This is a genomic window from Streptomyces chromofuscus (assembly GCF_015160875.1).
Taxonomy (GTDB): domain Bacteria; phylum Actinomycetota; class Actinomycetes; order Streptomycetales; family Streptomycetaceae; genus Streptomyces; species Streptomyces chromofuscus.
Window position 1 is genome coordinate 1,508,909 of sequence record NZ_CP063374.1, and the last position, 20,705, is coordinate 1,529,613.

18 protein-coding genes are annotated in these 20,705 nt (G+C 72.8%); 4 read left to right on the top strand and 14 right to left on the bottom strand.

Annotation, left to right across the window (positions count from 1 at the left end; genetic code table 11):
- The first annotated feature begins 73 nt into the window (after positions 1 to 73).
- Positions 74 to 1,504, top strand: coding sequence for a serine/threonine-protein kinase (locus IPT68_RS06815; RefSeq protein WP_189699787.1), 1,431 nt, complete (start codon positions 74 to 76; stop codon positions 1,502 to 1,504).
- 603 nt (positions 1,505 to 2,107) lie between these two features.
- On the opposite strand, the gene IPT68_RS06820 is transcribed toward IPT68_RS06815, so the two are convergent.
- From IPT68_RS06820 to IPT68_RS06860, 9 genes are all read right to left on the bottom strand, one after another.
- Positions 2,108 to 2,926 carry a TrmH family RNA methyltransferase gene (locus IPT68_RS06820; protein WP_189699656.1) on the bottom strand — a complete coding sequence of 273 codons (819 nt, stop codon included), beginning with the start codon at positions 2,924 to 2,926 and terminating at the stop codon, positions 2,108 to 2,110.
- A gap of 64 nt (positions 2,927 to 2,990) precedes the next feature.
- A complete protein-coding gene (gene cobA, locus IPT68_RS06825; protein ID WP_189699655.1) occupies positions 2,991 to 4,223 on the bottom strand; it encodes a uroporphyrinogen-III C-methyltransferase in 1,233 nt (410 codons plus the stop codon).
- A gap of 145 nt (positions 4,224 to 4,368) precedes the next feature.
- Complete coding sequence (gene cobT / locus IPT68_RS06830) at positions 4,369 to 8,061, bottom strand: nicotinate-nucleotide--dimethylbenzimidazole phosphoribosyltransferase (RefSeq protein WP_189699654.1); 3,693 nt, start codon at positions 8,059 to 8,061, stop codon at positions 4,369 to 4,371.
- Positions 8,062 to 8,453: 392 nt separating this feature from the next.
- A complete protein-coding gene (cbiE, locus tag IPT68_RS06835; protein WP_189699653.1) occupies positions 8,454 to 9,671 on the bottom strand; it encodes a precorrin-6y C5,15-methyltransferase (decarboxylating) subunit CbiE in 1,218 nt (405 codons plus the stop codon).
- 115 nt (positions 9,672 to 9,786) lie between these two features.
- Positions 9,787 to 10,425 carry a GNAT family N-acetyltransferase gene (locus IPT68_RS06840; protein ID WP_189699652.1) on the bottom strand — a complete coding sequence of 213 codons (639 nt, stop codon included), beginning with the start codon at positions 10,423 to 10,425 and terminating at the stop codon, positions 9,787 to 9,789.
- A 133-nt stretch (positions 10,426 to 10,558) separates the two neighbouring features.
- Complete coding sequence (locus IPT68_RS06845; protein WP_189699651.1) at positions 10,559 to 11,386, bottom strand: MetQ/NlpA family ABC transporter substrate-binding protein; 828 nt, start codon at positions 11,384 to 11,386, stop codon at positions 10,559 to 10,561.
- A 65-nt stretch (positions 11,387 to 11,451) separates the two neighbouring features.
- Positions 11,452 to 12,189, bottom strand: a complete 738-nt coding sequence (locus IPT68_RS06850; protein ID WP_189699650.1) for a methionine ABC transporter permease — start codon at positions 12,187 to 12,189, stop codon at positions 11,452 to 11,454.
- Entirely contained in the window at positions 12,186 to 13,229 is a 1,044-nt protein-coding gene (locus IPT68_RS06855; protein ID WP_189699649.1) for a methionine ABC transporter ATP-binding protein, read from the bottom strand. The genes IPT68_RS06850 and IPT68_RS06855 overlap by 4 nt, the downstream gene beginning before the upstream one ends.
- Before the next feature lie 319 nt (positions 13,230 to 13,548).
- A complete protein-coding gene (locus IPT68_RS06860) occupies positions 13,549 to 14,199 on the bottom strand; it encodes an HAD family hydrolase (RefSeq protein ID WP_189699648.1) in 651 nt (216 codons plus the stop codon).
- Positions 14,200 to 14,268: 69 nt separating this feature from the next.
- On the opposite strand from IPT68_RS06860, the gene IPT68_RS06865 reads away from it, so the two are divergent.
- The gene (locus IPT68_RS06865) at positions 14,269 to 14,628 is read left to right on the top strand and encodes a hypothetical protein (protein WP_189699647.1); all 360 of its coding nucleotides are present in this window, start codon (positions 14,269 to 14,271) and stop codon (positions 14,626 to 14,628) included.
- Positions 14,609 to 15,058 carry a hypothetical protein gene (locus IPT68_RS06870; RefSeq protein ID WP_189699646.1) on the top strand — a complete coding sequence of 150 codons (450 nt, stop codon included), beginning with the start codon at positions 14,609 to 14,611 and terminating at the stop codon, positions 15,056 to 15,058. The genes IPT68_RS06865 and IPT68_RS06870 overlap by 20 nt, the downstream gene beginning before the upstream one ends.
- A gap of 12 nt (positions 15,059 to 15,070) precedes the next feature.
- On the opposite strand, the gene IPT68_RS06875 is transcribed toward IPT68_RS06870, so the two are convergent.
- From IPT68_RS06875 to IPT68_RS06885, 3 genes are all read right to left on the bottom strand, one after another.
- Complete coding sequence (locus tag IPT68_RS06875; RefSeq protein WP_189699645.1) at positions 15,071 to 15,568, bottom strand: GNAT family N-acetyltransferase; 498 nt, start codon at positions 15,566 to 15,568, stop codon at positions 15,071 to 15,073.
- 44 nt (positions 15,569 to 15,612) lie between these two features.
- Entirely contained in the window at positions 15,613 to 16,119 is a 507-nt protein-coding gene (locus IPT68_RS06880; RefSeq protein ID WP_189699644.1) for an RNA polymerase sigma factor, read from the bottom strand.
- Between the two features lie 76 nt (positions 16,120 to 16,195).
- The gene (locus IPT68_RS06885; RefSeq protein ID WP_189699643.1) at positions 16,196 to 17,368 is read right to left on the bottom strand and encodes a glycerophosphodiester phosphodiesterase; all 1,173 of its coding nucleotides are present in this window, start codon (positions 17,366 to 17,368) and stop codon (positions 16,196 to 16,198) included.
- Positions 17,369 to 17,746: 378 nt separating this feature from the next.
- Between IPT68_RS06885 and IPT68_RS06890 the strand changes: the two genes are divergently transcribed.
- On the top strand, positions 17,747 to 18,421 hold the full coding sequence (locus IPT68_RS06890; protein WP_189699786.1) for a lysophospholipid acyltransferase family protein: 675 nt from the start codon (positions 17,747 to 17,749) through the stop codon (positions 18,419 to 18,421).
- A gap of 129 nt (positions 18,422 to 18,550) precedes the next feature.
- Here IPT68_RS06890 and IPT68_RS06895 read toward each other — a convergent pair whose 3' ends face one another.
- Both IPT68_RS06895 and IPT68_RS06900 read right to left on the bottom strand, forming a co-directional pair.
- On the bottom strand, positions 18,551 to 20,086 hold the full coding sequence (locus tag IPT68_RS06895; RefSeq protein ID WP_189699642.1) for an MFS transporter: 1,536 nt from the start codon (positions 20,084 to 20,086) through the stop codon (positions 18,551 to 18,553).
- Positions 20,083 to 20,634 (bottom strand): TetR/AcrR family transcriptional regulator, encoded by a 552-nt coding sequence (locus tag IPT68_RS06900; RefSeq protein WP_228040293.1) that lies wholly within the window; start codon positions 20,632 to 20,634, stop codon positions 20,083 to 20,085. Before IPT68_RS06900 ends, IPT68_RS06895 begins: the two co-directional genes overlap by 4 nt.
- Positions 20,635 to 20,705 lie beyond the last annotated feature (71 nt).

A 20,705-nucleotide genomic window follows, 5' to 3' on the forward strand; every position in this document is an offset into this window, starting at 1 on the left:
AGGGCGCGGCCTCTGCGCGCAGGCGGCCACGGAAACGTAAGCTGTGCCACGTCACACGGACCGGGCAGCGGGGATGAACATGGCGATGATGCGCCTGAGGCGCGAGGACCCGCGCGTCGTCGGCTCGTTCAGGCTGCACAGACGGCTCGGCGCGGGCGGTATGGGCGTGGTCTACCTGGGCTCCGACAAGAAGGGGCAGCGGGTCGCCCTGAAGGTGATCCGGCCGGACCTGGCGGAGGACCAGGAGTTCCGGTCGCGGTTCGCCCGCGAGGTCTCCGCGGCGCGACGGATCCGGGGCGGGTGCACCGCGCGGCTCGTCGCCGCGGACCTTGAGGCGGAACGGCCGTGGTTCGCCACCCAGTACGTGCCCGGGCCCTCCCTGCACGACAAGGTCGCCGACGAGGGGCCGCTCGGCGCGGCCGACGTCGCCATGGTCGGGGCCGCCCTGTCGGAAGGGCTGGTCGCGGTGCACGAGGCCGGGGTCGTCCACCGGGATTTGAAGCCGTCCAACATCCTGCTCTCGCCCAAGGGCCCCCGGATCATCGACTTCGGCATCGCCTGGGCGACCGGGGCCTCGACGCTCACCCATGTCGGCACGGCCGTCGGCTCGCCCGGCTTCCTCGCGCCCGAGCAGGTGCGCGGCGCCGCGGTCACGCCGGCCACGGACGTGTTCTCGCTGGGCGCCACCCTGGCGTACGCCTCGACCGCCGACTCGCCCTTCGGGCAGGGCAGTTCCGAGGTGATGCTGTACCGGGTCGTCCACGAGGAGCCCCAGCTGCACGGCGTGCCGGACGCCCTGGCTCCGCTGGTGCGGGCCTGCCTGGCGAAGGACCCCGAGGAGCGGCCGAGCACGCTGGAGCTGTCGCTGCGGCTGAAGGAGATCGCCGCCCGGGAGGCGCACGGTCTGATCGAGGGGCGGCCGCCCGCGCCGCGTTCCGGTGAGGCCGACCGGCCCACCGGACTGCTCGCCGACACCTATCCCGACCGCGCACCGCGCCGGCAGCAGGGCGGGCCGGGCACTCCGGCGCCCCGGAGCGCGGGCAGCTCGCGTGGTCCCGCGCCGCTGCGCGGCGGGGCCCCGTCCCGGGGCGGCGGTGCTCCCTCCCGCAGCGGCGGTACGCCGACGCGGTCCGGGGCGCGGCCCACGCCCGTCTCGCGGAACACGCCGGCGCGCAACACGACCCGCTCCGGCGGCGGCAGCGGCAGCCGTACGGCGCCGCGCGGCAGTGGCGGCCGTCCGGCGCCCCGGCCCACCGGGACCGGGCGGCGGCCGGCCAATCCCCGGCTGCTGCGGCAGCGGCTGTTCGTGTTCGTGGTGGTGACGCTGCTGGTGGCGCTCGGCATCGGTGTGGTGCAGGGCTGCCAGGGGTCGCCGCGCGGACTCGGCGACGAGCCGGGCGGCGTCCGCGAGCGCCAGGAGCACGTCCAGCCCGAGCACCGGCCGCTGGACGAGGAAGCGATGATGTCCGAGCGACACGAGTCGACGCTCGAGGCCTCGCAGTAGGGCAGCCGGCGGCTTCGAAGGGCCCTGTGACGAGCGGTCGCGCAAGGGGTTCTTACCGCTGCGGGCGGCGCTGCGGGCGCCCAGTGATGACCGGTCACCCAGGGCCGGGCGGGGCCGTGACTGCTCGACCCCAAACCCGGGCGGGCCCGTGGCGACCGCTCCCGCAAGGCCTTGCACCGCCGTGCGCGGCTCGTGGCGACCGCTCCCGCAAGGCCTTGCACCGCCGTGCGCGGCTCGTGGCGACAGCTCGCCGAGGCTTCGTTCGGCTTGGGCGGCCTCGTACAAGCGCTCGCCGACAGCCTGCTTCGCCCTGGGCAGCCAAGTACATGCGCTCGCCGACAGCCACCCCCCGCGTGAGCGACCTGATGCGAACCCTCACCAACAGCCTCCCCCGCGTGAGCAGCCTGCTCCGAGCGCTCGCCGACAGCCACCCCCCGCGTGAGCAGCCTGATGCGAACCCTCACCAACAGCCTCCCCCGCGTGAGCGACCTGATGCGAACCCTCACCAACAGCCTCCCCCGCGTGAGCAGCCTGCTCCGAGCGCTCGCCAGAAGCCGCCTTCGGCTTGGCGTCGGCCCGGCACGACTGGTTCCGCCGCGGCCTCTACGGCGTCGGGCGGCCCGTGGTGACGGCGTAGAAGGCGACCGCCGCCGCCGCGCCCACGTTGAGGGAGTCGACGCCGTGGGACATCGGGATGCGGACCCACTCGTCGGCGGCGACCAGGGCCTGCCTGGACAGGCCGTCGCCCTCCGCGCCGAGCATCAGGGCGACGCGGTCCATCCGGTGCGGAGCTGCCTCGTCCAGCGGCCTGGCCTTCTCGTCGGGCGTCAGGGCGAGCAGCGTGAGACCGGCCTCGCGGACCGACTCCAGGCCCTTGGGCCAGGTGTCCAGACGGGCGTACGGCACCGAGAAGACCGCGCCCATCGAGACCTTGACGCTCCGGCGGTAGAGCGGGTCGGCGCAGTCGGGTGAGAGCAGGACCGCGTCCATGCCGAGCGCGGCGGCCGAGCGGAAGATCGCGCCGATGTTGGTGTGGTCGTTGACCGACTCCATGACCACGACCCGTCGGGCGGTCCGCAGCAGTTCGGCGGCCGCGGGCAGGGGCTTGCGCTGCATGGAGGCGAGGGCGCCCCGGTGCACGTGGTAGCCGGTGACCTGTTCGGCGAGTTCCGGGCTGACCACGTAGACGGGGGCGGGGAGTTCGTCGATGACGTCGCGCATGACGTCGACCCACTTGGCGGACAGCAGCATCGACCGCATCTCGTAGCCCGCGTCCTTCGCCCGCCGGACGACCTTCTCGCCCTCGGCGATGAACAGACCCTCGGCGGGCTCGCGCTTGCGGCGCAGTTCGACGTCGGTCAGGCCCGTGTAGTCGCGCAGGCGCGGGTCGTCGGGATCCTCGACGGTGATGAGATCGGCCACAGAGTGATACTGCCTTGTCGTGCGTACGGTGCCAAAGGCTCGGGACGGTGTGTGTTACCCGCGGTTACGCGGAGGTCTGCGGGCCCACGCCGACGACCTCGCCGACGATGATCACCGCAGGCGGCCTGACCTCCTGCGCGCGCACCGTCTCGGCGACCGTCGCCAGCGTCGCGTCGACGCGGCGCTGCGCCGCGGTGGTGCCCTCCTGGACAAGGGCGACGGGCGTACCGGCCGGCTTGCCGTGGGCGACGAGGGTCTCGGCGATCTTGCCGATCTTGTCGACGCCCATCAGGATCACCAGCGTGCCGGTGAGCTTGGCCAGGGACGGCCAGTCCACGAGCGACCGCTCGTCGTCGGGGGCGACATGGCCGCTGACCACGGTGAACTCGTGCGCGACCCCGCGGTGGGTGACCGGGATGCCGGCCGCGCCCGGGACCGAGATGGAGCTGGAGATGCCGGGGACGACCGTGCAGGGGATGCCGGCGTCGGCGAGCGCCTGGGCCTCCTCCATGCCACGGCCGAAGACGAAGGGGTCGCCGCCCTTGAGCCGGACGACCGACTTGCCCTGCTTGGCGTGTTCTATCAGGGTTTGATTGATGGCCTCCTGGGCCATGTAGCGGCCGTACGGGATCTTCGCCGCGTCGATCACCTCGACGTGCGGGGGCAGCTCGGCGAGCAGGTCGCGCGGGCCGAGGCGGTCGGCGATGACGACGTCGGCCTCGGCGAGCAGACGACGGCCGCGGACCGTGATCAGGTCGGGGTCGCCGGGGCCGCCGCCGACGAGGGCGACGCCGGGAGTGCGCGTGCGGTGGTGCGGGGCGACCAGGGTGCCGTCGCGCAGGCCCTCGACGACGGCGTCGCGGATGGCGGCGGTGTGGCGCGGGTCGCGGGACCTGGTGTCGGTCGTGAGGACCGCGACGGTGACGCCCTCGCTGTGACCGGTGGCCGGGGTCCACGCGGTCGCTGCATCGGCGTCGTCGGAGCGGACGCACCAGACACGGTGTCGCTCCCCCTCCGCCGAGGCACGGGTGTTCGCCTCGTGGTCGCTGGTGGCGATCAGGGCGTACCAGGCGCCGGCGAGGTCGCCTTCGGCGTAGGGCCGCTTCTCCCAGGCGATCTCCCCCGCGTCCGCCATCGCTTCGACCGAGGGCGTGGCCTGCGGGGACACGAGGACGACGTCCGCGCCGGCCGCGATCAGCGCGGGCAGGCGGCGCTGGGCGACCTGGCCGCCACCGAGGACGACCACGCGGCGGCCGGTGAGGCGGAGGCCTACGGGGTAGGCGGGGTGTTCGGCCATGAGGGTGCGGCTCCTCGTGCGGGCGTGCGATGGGCGCTACGGCTCTGGAGCAGCCCTGACGTGCGGATCTTAGAGTGCGTTCAGCGTACGGCCGGGGTCGGGTGGGCGCGAGGAGCGCCCACCCGGCTCGCTTCGGCCGGGGAACCTACTTCTCGGTGACCCCGGCGGAGTCGAACGTCGCCACCTCGTGCATCGCCCGGGCCGTGCTCTGGACCAGCGGGAGGGCCAGCAGCGCGCCCGTGCCCTCGCCGAGGCGGAGGTCGAGGTCGACCAGAGGGCGCAGGCCGAGCTTGTTGAGGGCGGCCACGTGGCCGGGCTCCGCGCTTCTGTGGCCGGCGATGCAGGCCGCGAGGACCTCGGGGGCGATGGCACGGGCGACCAGGGCGGCGGCGCCGGCGCTGACGCCGTCCAGGATCACCGGCGTGCGCAGCGACGCGCCGCCGAGGAGCAGGCCGACGATGGCGGCGTGTTCGAGGCCGCCGAGCGCGGCGAGCACGCCGATGGGGTCGGCCGGGTCCGGCTGGTGCAGTTCGATGGCGCGGCGGACGACCTCGGTCTTGCGGGCGAGGGTCTCGTCGTTGATGCCGGTGCCCCGGCCCGTGACCTCCGCCGGGTCCGTGCCCGTGAAGACCGAGATGAGGGCCGCGGACGCGGTGGTGTTGGCGATGCCCATCTCGCCGGTGAGCAGGGCCTTGTTACCGGCCGCCACCAGGTCACGGGCCGTCTCGATGCCCACCTCGATGGCCTGCCTGGCCTCCTCGCGGGTCATGGCGGGGCCGGTGGTCATGTCGGCGGTGCCCGGGCGGACCTTGCGCGGCAGCAGGCCCGGAGTGGACGGCAGCTCCGCGGCGACACCCACGTCGACGATGCACACCTCCGCGCCGACCTGGTTGGCGAAGGCGTTGCAGACCGCTCCCCCGCCGAGGAAGTTCGCCACCATCTGGGCGGTGACCTCCTGCGGCCAGGGGGTGACGCCCTGGGCGTGCACCCCGTGGTCGCCCGCGAAGATGGCGACGGCCGCGGGCTCCGGGATCGGCGGCGGGCACTGTCGGGACAAACCGGACAGCTGGGCGGAGATGATCTCCAGCATGCCGAGCGCGCCGGCCGGCTTGGTCATCCGCTTCTGCCGCTCCCAGGCCTCGCCGAGCGCCTTGGCGTCCAGCGGGCGGATCTGGGAGACGGTCTCGGCGAGCAGGTCGTGCGGCTCCTCGCCGGGCAGGGCGCGACGGCCGTACGTCTCCTCGTGCACCACCCAGGACAGCGGGCGGCGCTTGGACCAGCCCGCCTGCATCAGCTCGGGCTCGTCCGGGAACTCGTCGACGTACCCGACGCACAGGTACGCGATGACCTCCAGGTGCTCGGGCAGGCCGAGGGCGCGGACCATCTCGCGCTCGTCGAAGAAGCTGACCCAGCCGACGCCGAGGCCCTCCGCGCGGGCGGCGAGCCACAGGTTCTCCACCGCGAGGGCGGCGGAGTACGGCGCCATCTGCGGCTGGGTGTGGCGGCCGAGGGTGTGGCGGCCGCCGCGGGTCGGGTCGGCGGTGACGACGATGTTCACCGGAGTGTCGAGGATGGCCTCGATCTTCAGTTCCTTGAACTGCTTCGCCCGGCCCTTCGGCAGGGACTTGGCGTAGGCCTCGCGCTGGCGCATGGCCAGTTCGTGCATCGTGCGCCGGGTCTCGGCGGACCGGATGACGACGAAGTCCCAGGGCTGGGAGTGGCCCACGGAGGGCGCGGTGTGGGCGGCCTCCAGCACGCGGAGCAGGACCTCGTGCGGGATCGGGTCGCTGCGGAATCCGTTGCGGATGTCGCGGCGCTCGCGCATGACCTTCAGCACGGCCTCGCGCTCGGCGTCGTCGTAGGCGGGCGCGGCCGGGCCGGTGGACTGTCGTGCTTCTGCGACGGGGGCCGTGCTCATTTCCTGCTGGTTCTGCTGGTTCTGCTGGTCTCGCTCGTCTTCCTGGTCGGCGGCCCGGGTGTCCAGGTCCTCCGCGTTCTGCACCAGTTGTACGGGCGCCGGGGCCGGGGCCGGGTCGGCCTCGCGGGGGCCGGGGACCGTGGCCACGGCTTCCGGCCGCGCCGGGGGCGCGGGCGCCTGCTCCTGGGCGGGCAGGACGACGGGGTGCGGCGGGGTGGGCGCGAGGTGCGGGGTGGTCGGCACCGAGCCCTCCACCGGGACGAACTGGCCCAGCGGCTGCTCCGGCTGCGGCGCCGGGACGGCGTCGGGCGCGAAGTCCTGCGGCTGCGGCTGCTCGGCGCTCGCGCCGAGGTCCGATTCGGGGGCGGCCTGCCCGGGGTGCGGGACGGGCTGCGCGGCGGGCTCGTCCGGGGCCGGGACCATCCCCTGCGCGTCCGCGGCCACGGCGGCCGGCGGCTCGGGCGGGAGGGCGGGCTCCGGGGTGGGGACCGCTGCGACCGGCTCGGCGGCGTTCGGCAGTTCGACGGCCGGGGCATGGACGGGCTCGGGCTCGGCGGCGGGAGCGGGCTCCGGGGCGGTCGCGGGCGCGGGCTGATCGGCCAGGGCCGCCTCCGGGGGCTGCGGCCCCTCGGCGCTCGCGTACTGCTCCGGCTCCGAAGCGGCGGGTACGGCAGCGGAGTCCTCGGCACCGTGAGCGGGCGCGCCCTCGGGGACCTCGGGGAGCTGCTCGGGCTCGGGGGCGGGCACGGGCTCCGCGACCGGCCCCGCTTCGTTCGCCACGGCGGGGGCGCTCGGGGCCTCCTCGGCGTCCGGCACGAACGGCTGCGCGTCGGCGGGGTTCGGATCTGCGGCGACCACCGCGTCCTCGGCGGGGCCCGCGTCCGTCGGAACCACCGCGTCAGCGGCCCCCGCGTCCGTCGGAAGCACCGCCTGGGGAGCGGCCCCCGCGTCAGGGCCGAACGTCTGGTCGGCGGCAGGTCCCGGCTCCCCGGCGGGGGCCTCCCCCGGACCGGAAGCCCCGGCCCCGGAGGCGAGCCGCGCGACCGCGGCCTGCGCCGCGTCCACCGGCTCCGGAGCGACCTGCGCCTGAGGCGTCTCCGCCGGTACGTGCGCGTGGGCCTGTGCCTGGGCCTGCTCGTGCTCATGCGCCTGTGCCGGCGCCTGGGCCTCGACCTGCGCGTACGCCTCGGCCTGAGCCTGGGCCTGGGCGAGCGCCTCCACCGGCGCCTGCGCCTCCGCCTGCACCCGAACCTGTGCCGGTGCCTCCGCCTGCGCCAGCACCTGGGCCTGCGCCTGTGCGTGCCCCTGCGCCTGCCCGGCCGGAACAACCGTTTCCGCAGCCGTCACCTCCGCGCCCACCGGCGTCTGCGTCACGGCAGGCCGCGCCGCGGCGGGCTGCATGGCGGGCGCCTGCGTGCCGCCCCACTGCACCGCACCCTGCGCCGGCGTCTCGGGCGGGCGCGGGCCGTCGAGGTACTCGGGTCCGGCGGACGGCACCGGCTGCCGTACGGGTGCGCCCGCGGGGCCGCGGTCGGCCAGGGAGCGGACCGGGCTCGCGGAGGCGTCGGGGATCGGCGGGCCCAGGTGCAGCGGACGGCGCGGCGCGGCGGCGGGGGCGGGCGACGGCGGGGGCGGCGTCGGACCCGGCAGGCGTACGCCGGTCAGGTCGACGGAGCCGCTGTCACGGCCGGACATCTCGTGCGCCCCGGGCTCGTGGACGGCCTCGACGACCGGCTCGGGTGCGGGCGGGGCCACCTCGTGGCCCCAGGCGCCCTGCGCGCCGGGCAGCAGCAGGTCTTCGTCCTCGGCGGGTGACTCGGAGAGGTAGGTGTACGCGCCGGGAACGGAGACGCCCGGCTGCTCCACCTGGCCTGCGTTCTCCGGCAGCCCTTCGCCCGGGACCTGGCCGGTGTCGGTCATGCGTACCCCTCGCCCATCGGTTGATGCTCCTACGACCAGCTCACCCGGAACGGCGCATCGACCGCCCCGCTGTGAAGAACGAGCGCGCGTGCCCAGCGGCACGAACGACCCGCCGGAAAAGGCGACAAAGCCATTCGGTGGCATTGTCGCGGCCCTTCCGCCGTCACGTCAGCTGCATTCGCGACGGCCCGTTGTGGACTGCGCCACGTTGCGCGCCCTCAGGTTCTGCCGTACCACACCCCGCCCAAAACGAGCGCGCTTTCCGGACATTGGCGACGAAGCGCCGGGCGTCCGAGTGCGGTACAACGATCGGCCAGCCTACCGCGAGCGGTACGACAAGCGGATCACGGGGCGCGATCGGTCCCCGCCCGTCCGTCGCCGGGGCACCCGCCTCAGCGGGGCGCTTCGCGGCGCGGCAGTTCCCCGGTGAGCAGGAACGCGACGCTCCGCTCCTTCTCCGCCCACGACCGGGTGTCGAGTTCCACGGACTGCAGCAGGGCGCACTCGACCTCGTAGCCGTGCTCGGTGAGGTCACGCCCGATGCGTTCGGCCGCGTCGCGGGTGGCGGCGTGAGTGACGATGCGCTGCGGGCGGCGGTCGGCGACCGCGGAGACCACGGCCGCTCCCCCGCCGCCGACCCGGACGACGTCGGGTTCGGGCAGGTTCTCCAGGACGTGCGGGGCGGTGCCGTGGACGATCTGCAGCTGGACCGCGAAGCGACGTGCGGCGGCGTCCGTGCGCGCGCAGGCGCCGGGGTCCCGGTCGACGGCGATGACGGCGGCGCCGGCCCGGGCGGCCTCGGTGGCGAAGGCGCCGCTGCCGCAGCCGATGTCCCAGACCAGGTCGCCGACGTGGGGTCCGAGGCGGGCGAGTTGGGCCGCGCGCAGCGGTTGGGTCTCGCCTTCGCCGAGTTCGCCGTCGTAGGCCTCGGGCGGGAGGGTCCAGCCGCGGGGGCCCGCGGCCGGGTCGCGGCCGGCGATCCAGCCGCCGCCGTCCTGCGCCCCGACGGGACCGCCGATGACGATGACGACGTTCGGGTCGCGCCAGGTGTGGTCGGCGGCCTTGTCGGAGGTGACGACGGTGACCTGTTCGCGGGCGGTGCCGAGCTCCTCGCAGATGACGAACGTGCGGTGGACGCCGTCGAGGAGCAGGCCCAGTTCGGCGGGGCCGGCGCCGGGTGAGGTGAGGACCGCGACCTTGGTGTGGGCGCGGCATACGTTCACCGCGCGTCGCAGGGTGCGGGGATGTGCGACGACCACGTGGGCGTCGTCCCAGGGCATGCCCGCGCGCGCGAACGCGGCGGCCACGGAGGAGACGGCGGGGACGACCTCGACCTCCAGGCCGAACTCGGGAGCGCGCAGTGTCCGTACGACGCCGAAGAAGCCGGGGTCGCCGTCGGCGAACACCACCGCGGTGCCGCGGTGGCCGGCGATCCGACGGGCGGCGAGGGCGAGGCTGCCGAGGCGGACGCGCTCGGCGGTGGGCGGCAGCTCCGGCAGTTCCAGGTGGTGTGCGGCACCGGCCACCAGGGTGGCGGCGCCCAGGGCGGCGCGTGCCGCGGCGGTCAGCGGAGAGCCGTCCCAGCCGATCACCGTGACCCGGTCGGCCATCGTCGTCAGTCTCCAGGGGATTCGCGCAGGTCGTCGGGGGCAGCCCGCGCTCGGGCGGGCTCCGTGAGAGTACCTGGTGCCACCCGGGTGCGCTCGGGCGGCGTCCCCGGTGCCGTCAGTTCCAGTCGGAGTAGGACGCGAATCCGCCGGTGTCCGCCAGTTGCTCGCCCGCGCCCTCCAGGTCCTCGGGCAGCAGGCTCCACACGATGTAGTCGGTGCGCACCTCGGTCCAGGCGCCGTCGTCGGTGCGGCTGCGCGCTATGCAGGCGCCGCGCAGCACGCCCTCGCTGATGCAGCCGATCTTCTGGGCGACCTGCTGGGAGGCGGTGTTGTCCGCGGCGGTGCGCAGCTCGATGCGCTCGAACTTCTGGTCGCCGAAGAGCCATTGGGCGGTGGCGAGGGCGGCCTCGGAGGCGTAGCCCTCGCCGCGGGCCCAGGGGGCGACGACGTACGACAGCTCGGTGGAGCGTACGTGCCAGTTGGCGCGGGTCAGTTGGACGAGGCCGACCAGGCGCTGGGTGAGGAACTCGGTGACGGCGAGGGCGAGACCGCGCCCCGCCGCGCGCTCGGCGGGGGCGTGCTCGGTGATCCAGGCGTGGGCCTTCTCCTCGGTGAAGGGCTGCTGCACGTCGGTCCAGGCGACGACCTGCTCGTCGTTCATCATCTCGGCGAGGGCGGGGACGTCGTCCTCGTCGAGTGGACGCAGCACCAACCGCTCCGTGCTGATGGAGATGGTGGGGAAGGTGCTCGTCATGACGCCGCTCCGTAACCTTCGAACCGTCAGGATGCTGAACTGCCCAGCATGCAGCATGAAAGCACTGAACCACACACCCGGGGTCCGCGCGGTGTGCGCGAGCGGACCCCGGGTGCGCGGGTGCGGGCCTGACTCAGGAGGAGGGGATGACCGAGCCGTCGTACTCGTCCTCGATGAACTTCCTGACCTCGGCGGAGGTGAGGAGCTTCGCGAGCTTCTGCACACGCGGGTCGTCCTCGTTGCCCTCCTTCACGACGAGGAGGTTGACGTTCGGGTTGTTCTCCGGGGACTCCAGGACGAGGGCGTCCTCGGCCGGCTTGAGGTCGGCCTCCAGCGCGTAGTTGCCGTTGATCACGGCCGCGTCGACGTCCTTCAGGGAGCGGGGGGTCAGCGCCGCCTCCAGCTCCTTGAACTTGAGATTCTTCGGGTTCTCGGTGATGTCGGCGGTGGTGGCCGCGGTGCCGATGCCGTCCTTGAGGGTGATCAGACCGTTGGCGTCGAGCAGTTGCAGGGCACGCGCCTCGGTGACGGTGTCGTTGGGGACGGCGATGGTGGCGCCGTTCTTCAGGCCGTCGACCTTGTCGGTCTTCTCGGAGTACAGGCCGAGGGGCTCGAGGTGGACCGAGGCGACCGACACCAGGTGGGTGCCGTTCTTCTTGTTGAAGTCCTCGAGGTAGGGCGCGGTCTGGAAGTAGTTGGCGCCCACCGAGCCGTCCTCCGTCGCCGTGTTCGGCGTGACGTAGTCGGTGAACTCCTTGATCTCGAGGTCCAGGCCGGCCTTCTCGGCCAGGTTGTCCCTGACGTAGTTCAGGACCTCGGCGTGCGGGACGGGCGTCGCGGCGACGACGAGCGGTCCGGAGGTGTCGGAGGCGGCGTCGGCGCCCGAGCCGCAGGCGGTGAGCCCGAAGGTGAGGGCTCCGGCGGCGAGGGCAGCGGCGGTGATCTTGGCAGTGTTACGCACGAAAAGTGCCTTTCCTTGCTTCGGGTGGTGCGGCCCCGTCGTGGGGGGACGGGGAGTCTGTGGGGTCAGGCGGCCTTGCCGACGTCGGCCGCCGCGGGCTCCTCCGCCTTCAGCAGGCGGAGCCTGGGCCCGGGGCCGGAGCGGCCGCCGCGGCGGTGCAGGGAGCGGGCCGCGTAGTCGCCGGCGAACTGGATGACGGAGATGACGACCGCGAGGATCGCCACGGTGATCCACATCAGGCCGGTCTCGAAGCGCTGGTAGCCGTAGCGGACGGCGAGGTCGCCCAGGCCGCCGCCACCGACCGTGCCGGCCATGGCGGAGTAGCCGATGAGGGCGATGACCGTGGTGGTCGTGGAGGCGATCAGGGACGGCAGGGCCTCGGGGACGAGGATCTTGCGGACGATGGTCCAGGTGTTGCCGCCCATCGACTGGACGGCCTCGACCAGCCCGTGGTCCACCTCGCGGACGGCCGTCTCGACCAGGCGGGCGAAGAACGGGATGCCGCCGATGGCCAGCGGCACGATCGCGGCCCCGCTGCCGATGGTGGTACCGGTGACCCAGCGGGTGAAGCTCATCAGGGCGACCATCAGGATGATGAACGGCAGTGAGCGGCCGATGTTCACGATCTGCCCGGTGACCTTGTTCACCACGGTGTTCTGCAGCAGGCCGCCCCGGTCCGTGAGAACGAGCAGGACACCGATGGGCAGGCCGGCGACGACGGCGATCAGGGTGGACCAGCCGACCATGACCAGCGTCTCGGTACACGCCTGCTCCAGCAGGGGCTGCATCTCGGACCAGGTCACTTGGCACCTTCCTTCACCAGCAGCGGCGCGTCGTCCGCGGCGCCGAGCACGTCGATCTGCAGGCCCTGTTCGCGCAGGAAGCCGATCGGCACGACGTTGTCCTCGTAGCGGCCGGGCAGTTCGATGCGCATCCGGCCGACCTGGAGGCCGCCGACGGTGTCGATGGCGGCGCCGAGGATGGAGATGTCGATGTTGTAGGTGCGGGCCAGCTGGGAGATGACGGGCTGGGTGGCCGACTCGCCGTGGAAGGTGACGTCGAGGACGGTGCGGTCGTCCGCGGAGGCCTCGCCGCCCACCGGGAAGAGCGCGGCGGCCAGCTCGGAGCCCGGGGTGGCGAGCAGCTCGGCGACCGTGCCGGACTCGACGATGCGGCCCTTGTCCATGAGGGCGGCCGAGTCGCAGATGCTCTTGACGACGTCCATCTCGTGCGTGATGAGCAGGACCGTCAGGCCGAGTTGCTGGTTCAGGTCGCGCAGCAGCTGCAGGATCGAGCGGGTGGTCTCCGGGTCGAGGGCACTGGTGGCCTCGTCGGAGAGCAGCACCTTGGGGTCGCCGGCCAGGGCGCGGGCGATGCCGACGCGCTGTTTCTGGCCGCCGGAGAGCTGGGCGGGGTAGGCCTTGGCCTTGTCGGCGAGGCCGACGAGGTCGAGCAGTTCGAGCGCCCTGCGGGAACGTTCCTTCCCCGCCTTGCCGAGGATTTCGAGCGGCAGCTCGACGTTGTCCTGCACGGTCCGCGAGGACAGCAGGTTGAAGTGCTGGAAGACCATGCCGATACGGCTGCGCGCCTGGCGCAGTTCCCGGCCCGCGCGCGGGCCGCGCCCGGCGAGGGCGGTGAGGTCCTGGCCCGCGACGGTGACCGTGCCGGAGGTGGGGCGCTCCAGGAGGTTGACGCAGCGGATGAGCGAGGACTTGCCGGCGCCGGACTGGCCGATGACGCCGTACACCTCGCCTTCACGGACGTGCAGATCGACGCCGTCGAGGGCGGTGACCTCGCGGCCGCGTGAGCGGTAGACCTTGGTCAGGCCCGATGTGGTGATCACGTGGGTTTTCCGTCACTGTCGAGTACGCGGGCGTGGGTGTGCCCTGGTACGGGAGGAAGAGGTGCGCGGGGCAGGGGGGTCACGTACGGCGGAAGAGGTACGGACGTGCCACGGCGGCTCGCTTCGGGGCGCGAGGCTCAGGGGATGCGGGGGCCCTCTAGAAGGCGCACATTCGACGACACATACAGCGAGCACCGGGCGTCATAGTCGCCTCGGTCGCAGGAATGCGGCTGCTCGTCGTGGTCATGCGATCAGTAAAGCAGACGTATGAAGTCGACCGGGAACCGCTGTCCGCATTGCGGACAGCGGTGGACGGTTCTCAGCGGCGGGCGGAGAGCTCCACGCCGTCGGCGGTGACCAGCACGGACACGGCCGACAGGTCCTCGACCACGAGGTCGGCGGTCAGTTCGTGGGCGGGGTGGGTTGTGGTCAAGGCCACGGTGGTCATCCCCGCGGCGCGGCCGGCCCGGAGTCCGGCGGGCGCGTCCTCGAAGACGACGCATTCCGCCGGGTCGACGCCCAGCGCGCGGGCGGCCAGCAGATAGGGCTCGGGGTCGGGCTTGCCGCGCGTGACGTCGTCGGCGGCGACCAGGGTCTTGGGGAGGATGCCGACGGCGTCCAGGCGGGCCTCGGCCAGGCGACGGGTGGCCGAGGTGACGACGGCCCAGCGGTCGGCGGGCAGGGCGGTGAGGAGGTCGCGGGTGCCGGGAAGCAGGTGCACGCCCCCGTTGGCCACGTCCTCCACCTCCAGCGTCTCGATCCGCGCCACGGCCTCCGGCACGACCTCGGGCGGCAGCAGGTCCGCGGCTGCCTCGGCCGCGGTCCGGCCGTGCAGTTCGACCCGCGCGAAGCGTTCCGCGGTGATGCCGTACTCGCCGGCCCAGCGGGTCCAGCAGCGGCGCACGGACGCGAGGGAGGAGACCAGGGTGCCGTCGTTGTCGAACAGGAGTGCCTGTGCGCGGATCTTCATGCCCTCGACCCTACGGGGCACCCCGGGGGCGGCGGCATCAGGTCTTTTGGCCCGTAATAGGGTCGCCCCATGCTTGATGCCCTGACGGTGGCGATCGCGGTCGCCGCGCTGCTGCTCGCCGCGTGGTGCGGCTGGGCCGCCTACCGGGACCAGCCGACCAAGGACTGGCACTTCATCGGGATGGCCGTGGTGTCGGTGCTGGCGCTGGTCCAGCTGGTGGTCGGCGTCGTGCAGCTGGCGCGGGGCGAGAAGCCGGAGCAGGGGACGACCATCTTCGTGGCGTACCTGCTGGGGGCGTTCGCGTGCGTCCCGGCCGCGGGGTTCATGTCGCTGGCCGAGCGGTCCAAGTGGGGCTCGGTGACGGTGGCCGCCGGCGGTGTGGTGCTGGCCGTCCTGGAGGTGCGGCTCCATGACATCTGGGGAGGCTGAGGTGGCCACGACGGCCAGGACGCGGCTGATCAGCGGGCCCGGGGTGCTGCTCGTCTGGTTGTACGGGGTGATGGTCGTCGGGGCCGTGTCGCGGTCCGTGTACCAGATCGCCACGGAGTTCGACCGGGCCCCGCTCGCCTACTCGCTGTCCGCGGTCGCCGGAGTCGTGTACGGGTTCATCACGTACACCCTGGTGCGGGGCGGGGAGACGGCCCGCAGGGCGGCGCAGGTCTGCTGCGCCGCCGAGTTGGCGGGTGTACTGGTCGTGGGCACGTGGACGCTGGTCGATCCCGGCGCCTTCCCGGACGCGACCGTCTGGTCCGACTTCGGCATGGGCTACTTGTTCATCCCGGTGCTGCTACCGGCTTCCGCTCTGTGGTGGTTGCGGAGGGCGCCCGGCAGGCAGGCCGGTACGGCCCCGCGCTCCTGAGGGGACGTCACCTCACGCCGTGGTGGCGTACGGGCCCGCCTGCTTCTCCAGGACGATCATGGGGACGCCGTCCGTGCCCTCGGACGTGCCCACCGTCTCGTACCCCACCTTGCGGTACAGGCGCAGGTTGCCCTCGCTGCGGTGGCCGGTGTGCAGGCGGAACTTCTTGGCGCCGCGCTGCTCGGCGAGGGCCGACTCCGCCGCGCGCAGGAGACGGGCGCCGATGCCGTGCCCCTGGAGGCGGGGGTGGACGCACAGGCGGGCGATGGAGGCCGCGCCGTCCTCGGTGACCGCGCCGCGCACCGAGCCGATCACCTCGTCGCCCAGCCGGGCCACGAAGACGCAGTCCTCGGCGACCTCCCGGCGGACCGAGTCGAGGGTCTGCACGAGCGGGTCGATGCGGTAGTTGCCGTACAGCGCCGCCTCGCTCTGGAAGCACAGGTACTGAAGCTTGAAGATCTGCTCGACGTCCTGGTCGGTCGCCTCGGAGATGGTCACGCTCATGCCCATGTGTGCACGCCTCCCGCTCACCTGTCGCCTGTTGTCCCTCACTCCTATCCCCGTGCTCCGCGAGCCGCAACCTCCGCGGCGAGCAATCGCCGCAGACATCCCAGACATCTGGAACGTTCCGGCCCCAGACTGCCCTGTGAGATACCCAACTCCCCCGCGATCTCACGGTATGTGAGGTCCTTGGGGGACATCAGGGCTTCCAGGAGGGCCGGACAGCGGCCGGGCAGCCGGCGGACCGCCGCGCGCAGGGCACGGGCGCGCGTCGCGGCGAGGGCAAGCTGTTCGGGGGTGGGACCGGCCTCGTCGGCGGGATCGGTGTCGTACGGCTGTTCGCATCGGGTCGTACGACGGGAACGGCGGGCCTCGAAGCGGACGGCGCGGCGCAGCCAGCGCTCGGGGTCGCGGGGCGGGCCGTCGGCGTCGAGGAGTTCCAAAAGGCGGAGCCAGACCGCCTGTTCCAGGTCGCCGGGCTCGGTGCCGGCGGCGTGCGCCTCGGCGGAGGCCTCGGCGGCGAGCAGAGGGCGCAGGGAGATGAGCAGGTCGTGCGTCATGTCCGGCACGACGCGGCCGCCCGGGCAGTGGGTTGCCCGGGCGGCCGGTTTGTCACCCCGACCGGGGTGAAGTGGTTCAGTTGTTGACGAAGTCCTCGCGGGCCAGCAGGGCGGTGTCCGGGTGGTCGGTGAAGATGCCGTCGATGCCGGTGGCGAAGTACGCCTTGCAGGCGCCGAAGACATCGCCGTAGCCGTCCGCGTCGGTGCCCTTGCGGAAGTCGGCGGGCAGGAACGGGTTCTCGTTGCGCAACGTGTAGGGGTGCAGCTTGAGGCCGACCTTGTGGGCGTCGGCGACGAGGGTGGTCGGCCGGGTGAGGTGGCCGGCGGCGTCCCGCGGGATGATCAGGTCCAGGGTGGGGCCGATGCCCTGGGCGTAGGAGGCGATCTCGCGCAGGCCGGCCGGCTTGACCAGGTCGGCGACGGTGCGCGGGTCACCGGTCTCGACGAAGTCCCAGGGACGGGTGCTCGCGCCGGACAGCAGCACCACGAGCGGGTTGTCGACCAGCTTGTGCAGGCGCTGGATGCTGGTCGGCTCGAAGGACTGCAGGATGACCGGCGAGTTCCAGCGGTCCTTGCGGTACTTGCGCAGCAGCTTGGCGACCCGCTCCTCCAGGGACAGGCCGAGCTTGCGGAAGTAGGTGGGGTGCTTGAGCTCCGGGTAGATCCAGACCTGCTTGCCGCGCAGCCGGGTCTGCTCGTCCTGCCACTGGAGCACCTCTTCGAAGGTGGGGATCTCCCAGCGGCCGTCGTAGAGGGTGTTGTGCGGGCGGTTGGCCGGGATGCGCTCGGTGGCGCGCAGGGTCTTCAGCTCGGCGAGGGTGAAGTCCTCGGTGAACCAGCCGGTGGTGGGCACGCCGTCGAGCGTCTTGGTCTTCTTGCGGTCGGCGAACTCGGGGTGGTCGGCGACGTCCGTGGTACCGCCGATCTCGGGCTCGTGCCGGCAGACGAGGTGACCGTCCTTGGTGGGCACCAGGTCGCCGGCCTCGACGATGTCGGCGCCCATGTCGAGGGCCAGCTGGTACGAGCCGAGGGTGTGCTCGGGACGGTAGCCGCTGGCGCCGCGGTGGCCGACGATCGTCGGCACGGGCAGGCTCTCCATTCCTCGGCCTCCATGACGCGCATCGGCTCTCGCCGTGCCGGACAGACCGAGGACCGCTCCGCCCGCGCCGAGCACGGCGGCCCCGAGGAGCGCCCGTCGCCCGGTGTGCGCCTGCTCCTGCGGCTGCTCGTTCGACTTCTGCGTACCCATCAGCGGCCTCCCTGCCGTGCGTGTCGTTGTCGCTGGCAGATCGTAGGGGTGTCGACGTGTCAGCCGGGAGGCGTCATTTCGAACGCATGGATGACGACGGATGTCGTATGAGAACCGTAGGTCCGGCCGATGTGACGCATCGTCGGCTTCGAAGGTGAGCCACGGGGTAGCCGGTCGGTACGTCCCCGCGCGATGTCGGTCACAGCGTCGCCGCCGGGTTACGCGTAGGCTTCGGCACGCCACCGCAGGTGAACGCACGTCAACAGTGCGTAAGACCTCGGTGAACCCGGTGTCCCCGATGTGCGTCGGCCCGGGGGCCGCGAGTATCGTCCTCACCTGCACAGACTCATACCGCATCCCTTGACCACGGAGGGTCCGTTGTCCCGCTTCGCGCTCATCAAGGCAGTGCTCGGTCCGATCATGCGCCTGATGTTCCGCCCCCGGGTGGAGGGCGTGGAGCACATCCCGGGCGACGGCCCGGTGATCCTCGCCGGCAACCACCTCACGTTCATCGACTCGATGATCCTGCCGCTGGTCTGCGACCGTCAGGTGTTCTTCATCGGCAAGGACGAGTACGTCACCGGCAAGGGCCTCAAGGGCCGGCTGATGGCCTGGTTCTTCACCGGCGTCGGCATGATCCCGGTCGACCGGGACGGCGGCAAGGGCGGGGTCGCGGCGCTGATGACCGGGCGGCGGATCCTGGAGGAGGGCAAGGTCTTCGGCATCTACCCGGAGGGCACCCGCTCCCCCGACGGCCGTCTGTACCGGGGGCGCACCGGGATCGCCCGGCTCACCCTGATGACCGGTGCGCCCGTCGTGCCGTTCGCCATGATCGGCACGGACCGGATCCAGCCGGGCGGGGCCGGGTTCCCCCGGCCCGCCCGGGTGACGGTGCGCTTCGGTGCGGCGCTGGAGTTCTCCCGCTACGAGGGGATGGACCGGGACCGGTACGTGCTGCGGGCCGTGACGGACTCCGTGATGACCGAGGTCATGCGGCTGTCCGGGCAGGAGTATGTGGACATGTACGCCACGAAGGCCAAGGAAGCGGCGTAGCTCCGCTGGTTGCGCCGGGGGGTTGCGGGGGTGCGGGGGTCTCTCGGCTGCGGGTTCGTCCGGGCTGGTCGCGCAGTTCCCCGCGCCCCTGAAGGTCGGCTGTTCAGCCGTGCGTCCCATAGTCGGGGCTTACGCGTAGGGGTGCTCGGTGCCTTCCAAGTGCTGGTTGCGCAGCAGGAACCATGCCGCCACAGCCGCGCTCAGCAGGACCAGTGCGCCCACGCTCGACGCCAGGGTCAGGCCGTCGACGAAGGACTGGCGGGCCGCGTCCAGCAGCGCCTCGGACGTGGATGCGGGCAGGCCCGCGGCCGCCTCGACCGCTCCGCCCAGTGACTCGTGCGCGGCCTGCGGGGTGCCCGCCGGTGCGACGAAGTCCTTGTAGACGCCCGTCACGATCGAGCCGAGCAGGGCGATGCCGAGGGCGGCGCCGAGTTCGTACGCCGTCTCGGACACGGCCGACGCGGCGCCCGCCTGCTCCTTGGGCACGGACGCGAGGATGACGTCGGCGGTCACCGTGAACGAGAATCCGGCGCCGACCCCGACGACCAGCAGCGCCGCCCCGAGCAGCGGATAGCCGGTGTGCTGCCCGATCAGGCCGAGCGCGCCCAGCGCCAGGCCGACCGCGGCGAGCCCGCCCGCCACCACGACCCGTACGGACCACCGGCGTGCCGCCCGCCCGGCGACCAGACCGGCCGCCACCGCGCCGAGGGCGGCGGGCAGTTCGGCCAGGCCCGCCTCGAAGGGCCGCCTGCCCTGCACCAGTTGCAGGAACTGCGAGAGGAAGAAGACCAGGCCGGACATGCCGAGGACGGTCAGCAGGTCGGCGAGCACCGCGCCGCTGAAGCCGCGGTTGCGGAACAGGCGCATGTCGAGCAGCGGGGCCACCAGCGTGAGCTGACGCCGGACGAACCCGTACAGGGCGGCGGCACCCAGCAGGGCCGCGGCGAGGGTCTCCCCGGCGAATCCGTGCGTGGCGGCCTCCTTCACCGCGTACACCACGGCGATCATCCCGACCAGGGACAGCAGGACACTGAGCAGGTCCCAGGGGCCGGGGGCGGCGTTCTTCGACTCGGGCAGCAGCCTGCTGCCGACGAGGACGAGGACGGCCATCACGGGCAGGTTGATCAGGAAGACCGAGCCCCACCAGAAGTGCTCCAGCAGGAAGCCACCGGCGATCGGGCCGACCGCCGTACCGGCGGACGCGGTGGCGCCCCAGATGCCGATGGCGAGGCTGCGCTCACGCGGGTCGTGGAAGAGGTTGCGGATCAGGGCGAGGGTGGCCGGCATCAGGGTCGCGCCCGCGACGCCGAGCAGCGCCCGGGCCGCGATCAGCGTCTCCGGCGTGGTCGCGTAGGCGTTGAGCACGGACACCGCGCCGAACGCCGTGGCGCCGACCAGCAGGATCCGCTTGCGGCCGATGCGGTCGCCGAGGCTGCCCATGGAGACCAGCAGACCGGCGATGACGAAGGAGTAGACGTCGCCGATCCACAGCAGTTGGGTGCCGGACGGGCCGAGGTCCTCCGATATGTACGGGGTCGCGAGTCCGAGCACGGTGGCGTCCACGGCCACCAGCAGCACGGCGAGCACGAGCACGGACAGCGCCAGCCAGCGGCCCGGGCGCTTCACCGCCTCGTTCGCGGTTGCCGGCTGCAGGGTGCTGGTCATGATTCCTCTCTCCGAGTCGCGCCGCCGAGCAACAGCTCGACGATCATGTGGGTGAAGTCGTTGGCGGCCACCCGGCCCTCCTGCACGGCCCAGGCACCGGAGGCCATCAGGCCGTACAGCGCCTCGGTCAGCCATGCCGGGGTCAGGTCGATGCGGAACTCGCCACTCGCCTGGCCGCGCCGGAACAGGGCGGCGATCCGGGCGTCGAGCCGGGCCCAGCCCTCGTTCTGCTCCTCACCCTCGAACAGCTGGTTCTCGGTGTAGAGGAAGGAGAGGAGTCCGGCGGCGGGCTCGATCTCGCGCACCAGGCGCCGTACGGCGTCACTCGCGCCGCCCTCGTCCAGGCGGGCCGCCTCGAGCGCGGCCTCGCACTCGGCGATACCGAGCGCCTCCAGTGCCCGGACCAGCGCGTCGCGCCCGGCGAAGTGGCGGTGCAGCGTGGCCCGGCTGATCCCGGCGGCCTTGGCGACCTCGTCCATGGTCGCGGTGGATTTGCGGGTCAGCAGGGCTGCGGCGGTGCGCAGGACGTGTTCACGATCGACGGCCATGAGACAACAATAACCCAAGTGAGACATCTATGTCTCACACTGGGCATGCGTGACTCACAATGCGTGCTCCA